Source organism: Pseudomonas sp. BN505, assembly GCF_029873175.1.
GTDB classification, from domain to species: Bacteria; Pseudomonadota; Gammaproteobacteria; order Pseudomonadales; family Pseudomonadaceae; genus Aquipseudomonas; species Aquipseudomonas putida.
This window is the reverse complement of the sequence record NZ_SSOI01000020.1, coordinates 92,519-105,898: the sequence shown is the minus strand read 5'-3', so window position 1 is coordinate 105,898 and position 13,380 is coordinate 92,519. Positions and strand designations below refer to the sequence as shown.

At 65.0% G+C, this 13,380-nt stretch carries 17 protein-coding genes; 13 read left to right on the top strand and 4 right to left on the bottom strand.

What is annotated here, in order from left to right:
- The first annotated feature begins 37 nt into the window (after positions 1–37).
- Complete coding sequence (locus E8E78_RS03425) at positions 38–382, top strand: hypothetical protein (RefSeq protein ID WP_049274639.1); 345 nt, start codon at positions 38–40, stop codon at positions 380–382.
- A 96-nt stretch (positions 383–478) separates the two neighbouring features.
- On the opposite strand, the gene trxA is transcribed toward E8E78_RS03425, so the two are convergent.
- From trxA to E8E78_RS03410, 3 genes are read right to left on the bottom strand one after another with little or no spacing between them, the layout of a single operon-like run.
- The gene (trxA, locus tag E8E78_RS03420; RefSeq protein WP_043199370.1) at positions 479–1,351 is read right to left on the bottom strand and encodes a thioredoxin; all 873 of its coding nucleotides are present in this window, start codon (positions 1,349–1,351) and stop codon (positions 479–481) included.
- A 31-nt stretch (positions 1,352–1,382) separates the two neighbouring features.
- Positions 1,383–2,042: a 50S ribosomal protein L11 methyltransferase gene (locus E8E78_RS03415; RefSeq protein ID WP_059395822.1), complete on the bottom strand. Its 660-nt coding sequence runs from the start codon at positions 2,040–2,042 to the stop codon at positions 1,383–1,385.
- Positions 2,043–2,495, bottom strand: coding sequence for a YbaY family lipoprotein (locus tag E8E78_RS03410; protein ID WP_280311848.1), 453 nt, complete (start codon positions 2,493–2,495; stop codon positions 2,043–2,045).
- A 106-nt stretch (positions 2,496–2,601) separates the two neighbouring features.
- Between E8E78_RS03410 and nrdR the strand changes: the two genes are divergently transcribed.
- The 12 genes from nrdR (at position 2,602) to E8E78_RS03350 (ending at position 11,407) form a co-directional block, all read left to right on the top strand.
- Entirely contained in the window at positions 2,602–3,066 is a 465-nt protein-coding gene (gene nrdR / locus E8E78_RS03405; RefSeq protein ID WP_009685710.1) for a transcriptional regulator NrdR, read from the top strand.
- 2 nt (positions 3,067–3,068) lie between these two features.
- Positions 3,069–4,199, top strand: coding sequence for a bifunctional diaminohydroxyphosphoribosylaminopyrimidine deaminase/5-amino-6-(5-phosphoribosylamino)uracil reductase RibD (gene ribD / locus E8E78_RS03400; RefSeq protein WP_049277432.1), 1,131 nt, complete (start codon positions 3,069–3,071; stop codon positions 4,197–4,199).
- Positions 4,200–4,241: 42 nt separating this feature from the next.
- Positions 4,242–4,907, top strand: coding sequence for a riboflavin synthase (locus E8E78_RS03395; RefSeq protein WP_016497780.1), 666 nt, complete (start codon positions 4,242–4,244; stop codon positions 4,905–4,907).
- Positions 4,908–4,925: 18 nt separating this feature from the next.
- Positions 4,926–6,017 carry a bifunctional 3,4-dihydroxy-2-butanone-4-phosphate synthase/GTP cyclohydrolase II gene (gene ribBA, locus E8E78_RS03390; protein ID WP_016497781.1) on the top strand — a complete coding sequence of 364 codons (1,092 nt, stop codon included), beginning with the start codon at positions 4,926–4,928 and terminating at the stop codon, positions 6,015–6,017.
- A 91-nt stretch (positions 6,018–6,108) separates the two neighbouring features.
- Positions 6,109–6,585, top strand: a complete 477-nt coding sequence (gene ribE / locus E8E78_RS03385) for a 6,7-dimethyl-8-ribityllumazine synthase (RefSeq protein WP_003255395.1) — start codon at positions 6,109–6,111, stop codon at positions 6,583–6,585.
- Positions 6,582–7,082, top strand: a complete 501-nt coding sequence (gene nusB, locus E8E78_RS03380) for a transcription antitermination factor NusB (protein ID WP_016497782.1) — start codon at positions 6,582–6,584, stop codon at positions 7,080–7,082. The genes ribE and nusB overlap by 4 nt, the downstream gene beginning before the upstream one ends.
- A gap of 18 nt (positions 7,083–7,100) precedes the next feature.
- Positions 7,101–8,069 (top strand): thiamine-phosphate kinase, encoded by a 969-nt coding sequence (thiL, locus tag E8E78_RS03375; RefSeq protein ID WP_084966981.1) that lies wholly within the window; start codon positions 7,101–7,103, stop codon positions 8,067–8,069.
- Positions 8,066–8,569 (top strand): phosphatidylglycerophosphatase A, encoded by a 504-nt coding sequence (locus E8E78_RS03370; protein ID WP_003255391.1) that lies wholly within the window; start codon positions 8,066–8,068, stop codon positions 8,567–8,569. The genes thiL and E8E78_RS03370 overlap by 4 nt, the downstream gene beginning before the upstream one ends.
- Before the next feature lie 15 nt (positions 8,570–8,584).
- Positions 8,585–9,328 (top strand): transporter substrate-binding domain-containing protein, encoded by a 744-nt coding sequence (locus E8E78_RS03365; RefSeq protein ID WP_049277429.1) that lies wholly within the window; start codon positions 8,585–8,587, stop codon positions 9,326–9,328.
- 233 nt (positions 9,329–9,561) lie between these two features.
- Complete coding sequence (ribA, locus tag E8E78_RS03360; protein WP_016484701.1) at positions 9,562–10,179, top strand: GTP cyclohydrolase II; 618 nt, start codon at positions 9,562–9,564, stop codon at positions 10,177–10,179.
- On the top strand, positions 10,176–10,595 hold the full coding sequence (locus tag E8E78_RS03355) for a hypothetical protein (RefSeq protein ID WP_049277427.1): 420 nt from the start codon (positions 10,176–10,178) through the stop codon (positions 10,593–10,595). The genes ribA and E8E78_RS03355 overlap by 4 nt, the downstream gene beginning before the upstream one ends.
- Positions 10,595–11,407 carry a cobalamin-binding protein gene (locus E8E78_RS03350; RefSeq protein ID WP_096425523.1) on the top strand — a complete coding sequence of 271 codons (813 nt, stop codon included), beginning with the start codon at positions 10,595–10,597 and terminating at the stop codon, positions 11,405–11,407. The genes E8E78_RS03355 and E8E78_RS03350 overlap by 1 nt, the downstream gene beginning before the upstream one ends.
- Here E8E78_RS03350 and E8E78_RS03345 read toward each other — a convergent pair.
- On the bottom strand, positions 11,385–13,256 hold the full coding sequence (locus tag E8E78_RS03345; protein ID WP_059395818.1) for a TonB-dependent receptor: 1,872 nt from the start codon (positions 13,254–13,256) through the stop codon (positions 11,385–11,387). The genes E8E78_RS03350 and E8E78_RS03345 overlap by 23 nt on opposite strands.
- Positions 13,257–13,380: the final 124 nt, after the last annotated feature.

Sequence of the window (13,380 nt, the reverse complement as noted above, 5' to 3'; positions counted from 1 at the left end):
AGCATGGCTGCATTGACCTGGGCTCAAGGAATGCATCATGAGAATTCGTGGACAGATTGGTGACTGGCCGGTGGACCTGACCATCGAGCTGGCGCCTGAAGAGTGGGCGCAACTGGGTAAGCCAATCGAGGTGCCTGCTGTGGCACAGGGTGCTGCGACGTCTACTGTTGCGCCACCGCGTCAGGATGACGGGCAATGGTCCGCAGCGCGTGAAGTGTTGCGCCTTGCCGGGCAGATGAGCGGGCCGGAGTTGCTGGACCGGCTGGAAGGGCTGGCGGGAAGCACGGCGGCGGGCAAACGGTTGCTGGTGCGCTTGCGGCACAGCAGTGAGGTGAAGGTGGAAAGTGGCGTGGACTCGCCGGTCTATCACTGGGTTGGGTGAAAGAACCCTACAAGGATCAGGTGGCCGTGGGTTCCGTACGGTCCCTGTAGGAGCAGCCTTGTGCTGCGAATGGGCCGCAAAGCGGCCCCGGCATTCTCAGAACATCGCCGCCGACAGCTTGCGGCGATACACACCAACCAGCGGGTGATCCCCACCCAGCAACTCGAACACCTGCAGCATCGCCTTCTGCGGCAAGCCGTTCTCGTAACCACGGTTACGCTGGAACAGCTTCAGCAGCCCATCCAGCGCCGCCTCGTACTGCTGGCGCGCCAACTGCTGGATGCTCAGCTGGTAAGCCGCTTCATCGTCTTGCGGGTTCTGCGCCAGGCGGGTTTTCAGGTCGGCCACTTCCGGCAGGCTGGCGGCCTGGCGCAGGAAGGTCAGCTGAGCCTTGGCGCCGGCCAAGGCGGCCTTGTGCTCGTCGGTCTTGACCGCATCCAGCACCACCTGGGCCTCGCCCAGTTCACCGCGCTCGGCCAGGCAGCGGGCGTACAGGATCAACGCCTCTGCATTGCTGTTGTCTTCACCCAGCAGCGCCTGCAACAGCGCTTCGGCTTCGGCAAAGCGGCTTTCGGCAAACAGCGCCTTGGCCTGCTCCAGTGGCGAAGCGGTGGGGGCGGCGGGCATCTGCACGTGTGGCTCGAGCATGGCGCGAATCGCCGATTCCGGCTGAGCCCCGGCAAAACCGTCCACCGGCTGGCCGTCCTTGAACAGCACCACGGTCGGCAGGCTGCGGATACCGAACTGGGCAACCACCTGTTGCTCCACGTCGCAGTTGATCTTGGCCAGCAGCAACTCGCCCTGGTAACCCTCGGTGATCTTGGCCAGCAACGGCATCAGTGCCTTGCACGGCGCGCACCACTCGGCCCAGAAGTCCACCAGCACCGGCTTGTGGAAAGAGTTCTCGATCACCAGTTGCTGAAAGGTGGCATCGGTAGCGTCGAAAATGTAAGGCGTGTCTTGGGTCATCGCGACTCTCGCAAACTCGTGAATGGCACCACTATAAGGCGTCGCGGCTGGCGTGGTACAGGCTGACCCTGCGGAATTCGTGTGGCTCGGCCAGGTCCGGCAGGGTCAGTGCTTCGAGCACGCCCAACTGCTGGTACAGCGGGTGGCTGAAGTCGCGTACCCGCGAGTCGGCCACCAGCGCCTGGCGACCGCGGCTGAGGAAGGCATCCAGCAGCGGCAGATTGGCGCGGTCGTACAGCACATCGGCAACCAGGATCAGGTCGAAGCGGTCGTCCTCGGCAAAGAAGTCGCTGCTGTAACTGAGCGCTACCCCGTTCAGCGCGGCATTGGCGCGGCAGGCATCCAGGGCCAGCGGGTCGAGGTCGCAGGCCACCACTTCCAGTGCCCCGGCGCGCGCGGCGGCAATGCCGGCGATACCGGAGCCGGCGCCAAAGTCCAGCACGCGCTTGCCGGCCACCCATTCCGGGCGTTCGGCCAGGTAGCGGGCCATGGCCAGGCCACTGGCCCAGCAAAAGCTCCAGTAGGGCGGCTCTTCAAGAATGCGCCGGGTTTCGTCGCTGCTGAATGCACGGTCCATGTTCTGGTCGTCGATCAACCACAGCTTCAGGTCACAGCCGGGCAGCTCGCTGACGATCAGGCGCGCTTCGCCGATCAGGCCGCCGAGAGCCTGTTGCAGGGCCAGTGGCGCCACTTAAGGTGCCTTCTCGAAACGCAGCGGGCCGGTGGCCTGGGTCTGGGCCTGGCTGATACGTACCGGCGGCAGGTGCATGATCAACTGGCCGGAACGGCTGGCGCGGCCACGTAGCTCGACCCTCGCGCCGGCCGGGAAGGCCTCGGGGTTGAAGCGAAGGTGGTAGGGCAACGCTTGCCCGGTGCCGGTCAGGTTGCTGCTGGCCAGCAGGCGTTGCGGGCGGTCGCGTTCGTCGATGACCAGCAAGGCCAGTTCCACGTCGGCACCGGCCGGGATTTCCAGCAAGGTGCCGCTCAGTTCACGCTGGTAGGCCGGCAACGGGCCCAAGACTTCGGCCGGTTTGGCCGAGCGTGTTGGCGTGGGCGCCGGGAGGGTATCGGTCTTCGGCCTGTCGCTGCCGCAAGCGGCGAGCAGGGCGGCGCAGCACAGCACGACGAGCGCTCGGTAGTGCATGGGGGAGTCCTTAACGGGCAGATTTCCCATGGATGTTAACCCCTTTGGCTTGTCTTGCCAGTGCAATGCGCTACCATGGCCCTCCCTTTTTTTGTTGCCTGCCACCATGCACTGTCCCTTTTGCGGTGCCAACGACACCAAGGTCATCGACTCTCGCCTCGTTGCCGAGGGCGAGCAGGTGCGCCGCCGCCGCGAATGCGTGGCCTGTGGCGAGCGCTTCACCACCTTCGAAACCGCCGAACTGGTGCTGCCCCGGCTGATCAAGCAGGACGGCACGCGCCAGCCTTTCGACGAAGACAAGCTGCGCGCCGGCATGCAACGGGCCCTGGAAAAGCGCCCGGTCAGCGTCGAGCGCCTGGAAGCGGCGCTGGCCCACATCAAGAGCCGCCTGCGTGCCACTGGCGAGCGCGAAGTCAAATCGCTGGTGGTGGGTGAAATGGTCATGGCCGAGCTGCGCAAGCTCGACGAGGTGGCTTATATCCGCTTTGCCTCGGTGTACCGGCGTTTCCAGGACCTGGACGAGTTCCGCGAAGAAATCGACCGCCTGGCCCGTGAGCCGGCTAAAGAGTGAACATGCCCAGCCAAGCCGCCATCCTTGACGCCCACTACATGGCCCGCGCGCTGGAGCTGGCGCGCAAGGGCCTGTATACCACCCACCCCAACCCGCGCGTAGGCTGCGTGATCGTGCGTGATGGCGAAGTGGTCGGCGAAGGTTGGCACGTGCGCGCCGGCGAGCCGCATGCCGAAGTGCATGCCCTGCGCCAGGCCGGTGAGCGTGCCCGTGGCGCTTGTGCCTACGTTACCCTTGAACCGTGCAGCCACCATGGGCGCACGCCGCCGTGTGCCGAGGCGCTGGTCAAGGCTGGTGTGGCGCGGGTTGTGGCAGCCATGCAGGACCCTAACCCGCAAGTGGCGGGGCAAGGCCTGCGGCGCCTCGCCGAGGCCGGTATCGAGGTGGCCAGTGGCGTGCTCGAAGCCGAGGCCCGCGCACTCAACCCGGGCTTTCTCAAGCGCATGGAAACTGGCCTGCCGTTCGTGCGCGCCAAGTTGGCCATGAGCCTGGACGGCCGCACCGCCATGGCCAGTGGCGAAAGCCAGTGGATTACCGGCCCGGCTGCCCGTTCGGCGGTACAGCGCCTGCGCGCCCGCTCCAGCGTGGTGCTGACCAGCGCTGCCAGCGTGCTGGCCGACAACGCCCGCATGACCGTACGTGGCGCCGAGCTGGGCCTGGATGCCGAAACCACAGCCCTGGCTCTCAGCCGAACGCCGCTGCGCGTACTGGTCGATGGCCGCCTGCGCCTGCCACTGGATGCGCCGTTCTTCCAGGCTGGCCCGGCACTGGTGGTGACCGCTGTCGCAGATGACCCGCGCTATGCCGCTGCCGGCCACGAATTGTTGAGCCTGCCAGGTGACAATGGTCAGGTCGACCTGCCGGCGCTGCTGCAGGCCCTGGCCGCTCGCGGTGTCAACGAAATCCTGCTGGAAGCCGGTGCCGGCCTGGTCGGTGCCTTTGCCCGCCAAGGCCTGGTGGACGAATATCAGCTGTTCGTTGCCGGCACCTTCCTCGGCTCCCAGGCCCGCCCGTTGCTGGACTGGCCGCTGGACAAGATGAGCGAAGCGCCGCGATTGAAAATTACCGAAATGCGGGCAGTGGGCGATGACTGGCGGGTCACAGCCATCCCCCTGCCGGCACCCGGCGTATAATGCCGGGCTTGCCCCGTGCAAACCGTTTTTGAGGAAGACCCCATGTTTACCGGCATCATCGAATCCATCGGCACCATCCGCAGCCTCACCCCCAAGGGTGGTGACGTGCGCGTCTACGTCGAAACCGGCAAGCTCGACCTGGGTGACGTCAAGCTGGGCGACAGCATCGCCGTCAATGGGGTATGCCTGACCGCTGTCGAACTGCCGGGCAATGGCTTCTGGGCCGACGTCAGCGTCGAAACCCTCAAGCGCACCGCGTTCATCGACCTCAAGAGCGGCAGCAAGGTCAACCTGGAGAAAGCCCTGACCCCCACCACCCGCCTGGGTGGGCACCTGGTCAGCGGCCATGTCGACGGCGTCGGCGAAATCATCTCGCGCAGCGATAACGCCCGCGCCATCCAGTTCCGTGTGCGTGCACCCAAGGAGCTGGCCAAGTACATCGCCCACAAGGGTTCGATCACCGTCGACGGCACCAGCCTGACGGTCAATGAGGTCAATGGCGCCGAGTTCGAGCTGACCATTGTCCCGCACACCCTGTCCGAAACCATCATGGCCGACTACCGCGCAGGGCGTCGGGTAAACCTTGAGGTCGACCTGCTGGCCCGTTATCTGGAGCGCTTGCTGCTGGGTGACAAGGCTGCCGAACCGAGCAAGGGCAGTGGCATTACCGAAAGCTTCCTGGCCGCCAACGGCTTCTTGAAATCCTGATTGAGAAGGGGGTGCCGCGTGGCGCTCAACAGCATCGAAGAACTGGTCGAAGACATCCGCCAGGGCAAAATGGTCATCCTCATGGATGACGAAGACCGCGAGAACGAAGGCGACATCATCATGGCAGCCGAATGCTGCCTGCCCGAGCACATCAACTTCATGGCCAAGCACGCCCGTGGCCTGATCTGCATGCCGATGACCCGCGAGCGTTGCGAAACGCTGAAGCTGCCGCTGATGGCGCCGCGCAACGGCTCGGGCTTCGGCACCAAGTTCACCGTGTCGATCGAAGCCGCCGAAGGCGTCACCACCGGTATCTCCGCCGCCGACCGTGCACGCACGGTGCAGGCCGCTGCCGCCAAGGACGCCAAGGCCGAAGACATCGTCAGCCCTGGCCACATCTTCCCGCTGATGGCCCAGCCCGGCGGTACCCTGGCCCGCGCCGGCCACACCGAAGCTGCCTGCGACCTGGCGCGCATGGCCGGTTTCGAGCCAAGCGGCGTGATCTGCGAAGTGATGAACGACGACGGCACCATGTCGCGCCGCGCCGAGCTGGAAGTGTTCGCCGCCGAGCACGGCCTGAAGATCGGCACCATTGCCGACCTGATCCACTACCGCATGATTCACGAGCGCACCGTGCAGCGTGTTTCCGAGCAGCCGGTGGAAAGCGAGCTGGGCGAGTTCAACCTGGTCACCTACCGCGACGCGGTGGAAGGCGACGTGCACCTGGCCCTGACCCTGGGCAAGATCTGCGCCGAAGAGCCGACCCTGGTGCGTGTGCACAACATGGACCCGCTGCGCGACCTGCTGCTGGTCAAGCAGCCAGGCCGCTGGAGCCTGCGTGCTGCCATGGCCGCCGTGGCCGAAGCCGGCAGCGGCGTGGTACTGCTGCTGGGCCACCCGCTGGATGGCGACGTGCTGCTGGCGCACATCCGCGAAAGCGCAGGCGATGCACCGGCCAAGGCACCGACCACCTACAGCACCGTGGGTGCCGGTTCGCAGATCCTGCGCGACCTTGGTGTGCGCAAGATGCGCCTGATGAGTTCGCCGATGAAGTTCAACGCGATATCCGGATTCGATCTGGAAGTTGTAGAATACGTGCCCTCCGAGTGACTTGAGGCGGCATTGACGCCCTCTGCTCGAGTCCAGACCCCTGTCGAGGCCGCTTGTATGCGGCCTCGCTCTTGAAGATGAGAATATCGGAATGACCCTGAAGACCATCGAAGGTACCTTCATCGCCCCCAAAGGTCGCTATGCTTTGGTGGTTGGCCGCTTCAACAGCTTCGTCGTTGAAAGCCTGGTAAGCGGTGCCGTTGATGCCCTGGTACGCCACGGTGTCAGCGAAAGCGACATCACCATCATCCGTGCCCCGGGCGCATTTGAAATCCCGTTGGTAGCACAGAAGGTCGCCCAGCAAGGCGCCTACGACGCGATCATCGCCCTGGGCGCCGTGATCCGTGGTGGTACCCCGCACTTCGAATACGTGGCGGGCGAATGCACCAAGGGCCTGGCCCAGGTGTCCATGGAGTTCGGTGTTCCGGTGGCATTCGGCGTACTGACCGTCGACTCCATCGAACAAGCCATCGAGCGTTCCGGCACCAAAGCCGGCAACAAAGGTGCTGAAGCTGCCCTGTCCGCACTGGAAATGGTCAGCCTGCTGGCGCAGTTGGAGGCCAAGTGATTAGCGACGAAAGCGATCGTTTCAACCCGCGCGATCCAAAACCTGCGGATGCCGGCAAGCCCTCGAAAAGCGCCAAGCGCCGCGAAGCCCGCAAGCTCGCGACCCAGGCACTGTACCAGTGGCACATGGCGCAGCATTCGCTGAACGAGATCGAAGCGCAGTTCCGGGTGGATAACGATTTCACCGACGTCGACGGTGCCTATTTCCGTGAAATCCTGCATGGGGTTCCGGCAATCAAGGGCGAAATCGACAAGGCGCTGGTGCCTTGCATGACCATGACGCTGGAAGAGCTCGACCCGGTCGAGCTGGCCGTGCTGCGCCTGTCCACCTGGGAGTTCATCAAGCGCGTCGACGTGCCGTACCGCGTGGTGATCAACGAAGGTGTCGAGCTGGCCAAGGTCTTCGGTGCCACCGATGGCCACAAGTTCGTCAACGGCGTGCTGGACAAGCTGGCACCGTCGCTGCGTGAAGCCGAAGTCAAGGCGAACAAGCGCTGATTCTGGCGCTGTAGAGCCATGGGTGAGTTCGAGCTGATCAACCATTACTTCGCCGCCGCGCCTTGTGCGCAGGGCGGCGAGGGCGTGGCCCTGGGTATCGGCGACGACTGCGCCCTGCTAGCCCTTCCCCCCGGTGAGCAACTGGCGGTGTCGACCGACACCCTGGTCGCCGGGGTGCATTTTCCCGCTGTCTGCGACCCGCTGCTGCTTGGCCAGCGTTCGTTGGCCGTGGCCGCCAGTGACCTGGCCGCCATGGGCGCGACTGCGATCGGCTTCACCCTCGCCCTGACCCTGCCGGACGTTGGCCCTGACTGGCTGGCGGCGTATGCCGACGGCCTCAGCCGCATGGCCCACCGTTGCCGCATGAGCCTGATCGGGGGTGACACCACCCGGGGCCCGCTGAGCATCACCGTCACCGTGTTTGGCCGCGTGCCGGCAGGCCAGGCGTTGCGCCGTAGCGGTGCGCGCCCAGGCGACCTGCTGTGCGTCGGTGGTGTGCTGGGCAAGGCGGCCGGCGCGCTGCCGCTGGTGCTGGGAGAACGCGAGGCACCTGCCGAGCAGGCCGAGCCGCTGCTGGCCCATTACTGGTCGCCAATGCCGCAGCTCACCCTCGGCACGCTGCTGCGTGGCCGGGCCACGGCGGCGCTGGACATTTCCGACGGCCTGCTCGCAGATTGCGGGCATATCGCCAAGGCGTCCGGCGTAGCACTGGAGGTGAACCTGGCCCAGGTGCCGGTGTCTCCTGCTGTAGAGGCGTTTCTCGGCCGCCAAGCGGCAGTGCAGGCAGCCCTTACCGGTGGCGACGACTACGTGCTGGCCTTCACGCTGCCGCCTGAGGCGCTGGCGCCTCTGGCTGGCCTCGGCCTCGTCGAGGTGCATACCATTGGCCGTGTGCTCGAAGGGAAGGGCGTGACCTTGCGCGACGTGCAGGGCCGGGACATCACCCCCGTTCAGCGGGGCTATCAACACTTTAGGGAGACACCGTGACCGATCACCCCAATCAGGTGCCTGCGGAGTTCGTTCCGCCTTCGGTCTGGCGCAACCCGTGGCACTTCATCGCGTTTGGCTTTGGTTCTGGCACCTTGCCCAAGGCCCCGGGTACCTGGGGCTCGCTGGTGGCCATACCGTTCATCCCGTTGTGGCAGATGTTGCCTGACTGGGGCTACTGGCTATTGCTGGGCGTGAGCATGCTGTTTGGCTTCTGGTTGTGCGGCAAAGTCGCCAATGACTTGCGCGTACACGACCATGAAGGCATTGTCTGGGATGAGATCGTCGGCATGTGGATCACCCTCTGGCTGGTGCCAGAAGGCTGGCAGTGGCTGCTGGCAGGGTTCCTGATGTTCCGCTTCTTCGACATCCTCAAGCCATGGCCCATCCGCTGGATCGACCGCCATGTGCACGGGGGCGTCGGCATCATGCTCGACGATATCCTGGCCGGCGTGTTTGCCTGGCTGGGCATGCAGGTTCTGGTGTGGGCGGTTGCCTGAACAGGGAGCGCGTGAATGGCCATAAGGACGTTGCTGTTGGCAATGCTGCTGAGCGTTGCCCCATGGGTGGCGGCTGCTGAAGGCGTGCCGAAGCAGATCCACCTGGTCAGTGAGGAGTGGCTCGATTACACCAACGCTGACGGTACCGGGGTGGCCTGGGACGTGCTGCGCAAGGTGTTCGAGCCGGCAGGGGTCAAGGTGGTGCCGCAGAGCGCGCCCTACAGCCGTGCAGTCGGGCTGGTCAAACGTGGCGAAGCCGATGCCTGGGTGGGCTCGTACAAGCAAGAGAATGCCGACAACCTGTACCCGCGCTGGCACTTCGACATGGACCACATCTACGCCCTGGGGCTGGCCAGCAAACCTGCGCCTACTGCGCAGAATGTGGGCAAGTATCGCCTGGCCTGGGTGCGCGGCTACGACTACGGCAGCTACCTGCCAGATGTGCATGAATACCGTGAAATTCAGCGTCGCGAAGGCATTCTGCCGATGCTCGAGCATGACCGGGTGGACTTCTACATCGATGCACAGACCGAAGTCGATTATGTCCTGAGCCAGTCATCCCAGCCCGAGCGCTTCCGTCGTACCCATGTGGCCGAGCTGCCGCTGTACCTGGCGTTTGCCCGCAACGGCCAGGCGAAGGCGCTGTGTGACCTGTTCGACAAGCGCATGGACGAACTGGTGCGCAGCGGCGAGCTGAAGCCGATTTTCGAGCACTGGAAACAGCCGTATCCGTTCACTGCAGACAGCAAACCGCATTGAAGCAGGGGCGCTTTGCACCCCATCGCCGGCAAGCCAGCTCCCACAGGATCACCACAGCTTCGAATCCCGTGCAGTACCTGTGGGAGCCGGATTGCCGGCGATAGGGCCGAGCCTGGTTAACCTAAGCATCGAACTTTTCGATCTTAACCCGCGGTATTCAGCCCGCCCACAGCCTGCAACCGGCTGATACAATCGGCCCACGAGAAATTTCCAACTTATTCCAGGAGCACAACGTGCCCGTCGTCTTTGTTGCCGCCTCTAAACTCCCGACGCCATTCGCGACCTTCACCATGCATGGCTTCCTCGACGAAGCCACTGGCCGCGAGCACGTAGTGCTCAGCCTGGGTGACATTGCGGACGGCCAGCCGGTGCTGGGGCGCCTGCACTCCGAGTGCCTGACCGGCGATGCCTTGTTCAGCCAGCGCTGCGACTGCGGTTCGCAGTTGGAAGCCGCGCTGCAGGCCATCGCCCGTGAAGGCCGCGGGGTACTGCTGTACCTGCGTCAGGAAGGCCGTGGCATCGGCCTGTTGAACAAGATCCGCGCCTACGAGCTGCAGGATGGTGGCGCCGATACCGTCGAAGCCAATGAACGCCTGGGCTTTGCCGCCGACCAGCGCGACTACGCCATCTGCTTGCCGATGCTGGAGCACTTGGGTGTGAAAGCCCTGCGACTGATGACCAATAACCCGCGCAAGGTCAAAGCGCTGACCGACATGAACATCGTGGTTGCCGAACGTGTGCCGCTGCACACCGGCCACAACCCGCACAACCGTTACTACCTGGCGACCAAGGCCGGCAAACTCGGCCACATGCTGGGCAATGAACACCAGGGCGAGGTGCCCCAGGCGTGACCCGTACCGAGGTCAAGCGGCGCCTGGCACTGGCCTGGTGGCAGTACCTGGCGATGGGCCTGGTGCCGCTGCCGGTCATGGCCTGGGCCTTTGGTGGTGGTGACGCGCTGATCCCGGTGCTGGCCATGCCACTGTTCATCGCCGGCGCGGCGACCATGTTCCTCAGCCTGCCGCGCTTCGGCGCCTACAAGCGCGCACTGATCGCCACCTCCAAGGTGCTCGGCACGGGCGAAGAGCCCGCTGCCTGGATCGAACTGGCCCGGGTACGGCGCATGGCCATGTTGTACGCCTGCTTCCCGGCCTGGGTCGCCGCACTGTCGGTGCTGGTCGGCCTTGAGGCGGTGCCGCAAATTCTGCTGGCACTGTCTACCGTGGTGGTGCTGTACCTCTATCGCATTCCACGCCAGCTCGGCTGATGCGCCTGCTGCCAGGCCTGCTGGCGCTGTTCGCCTGCACCGTGCTGGCCGCTGACCCCCTGCGGGTGGTCAGCCTGGCGCCCTCGATGACTGAAATCATGCTCGAACTGCGGGCCGACGACCTGCTGGTGGGGGTGCTCGACGGTGGCGAGCGGCCACCAGCGCTGCGCGACCTGCCGTCGGTTGGGCGCCAAGGGCAACTGAACATGGAGCGCCTGCTCAGCCTGCGCCCCGAGCTGTTGTTGCTCTGGCCGGGCAGCGTGCCACCCGCCCAGCGCGACCAGCTCAAGCGCCTGGGCATCGCCACCTTCAGTGCGGAACCCCATGATATCGACCAGTTGATCGCGCAGATCGAAGCCATCGCCGAGCGTATCGGCCGTGCCGAACAAGGCCATCAGTACGCCCGGGCCCTGCGAGAGCGGCTGCAGCAGTTACGTGAGCAGTACCGGCGTGACGAGCCATTGCAGGTGTTCTACCAGGTATGGGACCAGCCGTTGTACACCCTGGGTGGCCGGCAGGTGGTGAGCGATGCCTTGGCAGTGTGCGGGGCGCGCAATGTGTTCGCCGACCTCAACCAGCCGGCACCGCAGGTGAATGTGGAGTCTGTGCTGCTGCGCAACCCACAGGTCATCCTGGCTGGCGACCCAGCGCAACTGGCGAGCTGGAAGGCCTGGCCGCAATTGCGTGCGGTTGCCGATGGCCGCTTGCTGGTGGTGCCCGACAAAGGTCTGGAGCGGCCCAGCGGGCAGATGATCGAAGCCACCGCACGCTTGTGCGCGTTGCTCGCGGCTAAAGCGCCGGCGTCCAGGTAACGCTGAACAACAGCGTGCGGCCTTCTTCGCGGTAGGGGTGGTAGGCACCCTCGTAGCTGTACAGGGCACGGCTGTGAGTGTGGTCCAGCAGGTTATCCAGCTTTGCTTCCAGTTTCAGTTCGTCAGTGGCTGCCCAGCTACCGCGCAAACCGAGCAGGCCATAGCCGCCGATGCGGTTGCGGTTGGCCTCATCGTCATAGCTGCCGCTGACCGCTTGCCAGCCTGCGCCCACGGTGAAACGCCCGAGTTCACGGTCCAGGTCCAGGCTTAGCGTGCGGCGTGCACGGCGGGCGAGGGTGTGGCCGCTGTCACGGTCACGAGGGTCGATCAGTGCCAGGCCCAGTTGGCTGTGCCAGGCGCCCCATTGTTGCGCCAAGGCCATTTCGAAGCCGTTGATACGGGCCGAGGCAACGTTGCGGGGTATCGAGTCCTGGCCGAACACGATCGCATCGCGCAGGTCGGTGCGGTACAGCGAGGCTTCCAGGCGGCTGTCCGCAGTCAGCTGGCTGCGCCATTGCAGCTCGTAGCTTTTGGAGTGCTCGGGGTCCAGGTCCGGGTTGCTGAACTGGGGGTAGTACAGGTCGTTGAAGGTTGGCGCCCGAAAGCCTTCGCTGTAGGACAGCAGCACATCATTCTGTGCGTTCAACGGTACGGTCAGGCTGCCGCTCCAGGTGGTCTGGCCGCCGAACTGCTGGTTACGGTCATGGCGCACACCCACTTCGGTGGAAAACCGTTCGCCCTGGTAGCGGTGCTGGACAAAGACGGCGCGGTTCCAGCGGCTGTCTTCGGTGAAGTCGGTGCTGGCGTGCACACGGTCTTCGTACCAGTCGCCACCCAGCAGCAGGTTGTTCCGCTCGCCCAGGGCCAGGTCGTTCTGCCAGGTGACCTGATCACGGTAGGTGTTGAACACGAAGCGTTCGGCGCTGAGCTTGTCGCGCTTGTCGTCGCGGTTTTCGCTGTGGGCCAGTTCCAGCCGCGAATGCCAGGCGTCGGTGAGCTGGGCATCGAAGTAGCTGCCCAGGCTGCTGACGCTGAAATCGGTGTAGGGCTGTTGGCCGAAGCTTTCGAAGGTGACCGGGTCGAAGCCGCCGAACGGGTTGTCGTACTCGCTGCGGCCACGGCTGTCGAGCAGGTTCAGCCCGGCCTCGAAGCGCTCACCGAAGGTGTGGGTCAGGCTCAGGTTGAATGCCTTGTTGCGGTAAGCGTCGTGGTCGCCATCGCTGGCGAATGACGGCCCGGTCGAGTCGATGCCGGCCGTTTCATCCCGGCTGGCGCCAAGGTTGAAGCGGGTCGCGTCGTTGCCGCCCGAAAGCCCCAGGCTGCGCTGGAATGTCTGGTTGCTGCCGGCGGCCATTCGCAGGCGCGGCTGCAGGCCGGGGCCGTTGCTACGCCGGGTGAAGATCTGGATTACCCCGCCAATGGCATCGCTGCCGTACACCGCTGAGCGCGAGCCGCGCAGCACTTCCACCCGCTCGATCTGGTCGACGTCGAGAAACTGCAGGCCGCTGTCGCCGGAAGTAGCGTTGGCGATGCGCACGCCATCGACCAACACCAGGCTTTGTGCCGCCTTGGTGCCGCGGATGAAGATGCCAGGCAGGCTGCCGCGGCCACCGGTTGGCGCAACTTGCACGCCAGGCACGCGGCTGAGCAGGTCGGTGACGCTGGTGGGTTGCAGGCGGTCGATGTCAGTGCGGGTGAAGACGGTGTTTGCAGCACTGGTGGCGGTGCGCGACTCGACCTGGCGGCTGGCGCTGATCAGCACGTCGGGGAGCTTGAGGGCGTCGTCGCGCTCGGCGGCCAGCAGGGGGAGGGGGAGGCAGAGCAATGTGGCAAAGCTTGGGGCTTTCATGGACAGTACCATTTTGCGAGGGCTGCGCCCTCGATCGCGACACAGGGCCGCTCCTACAGGTGGGCGAGTCTTGGAGCGATTGTGTTGTGTGGCCTGTCAGGGCCCCATCGCCGGCAAGCCAGCT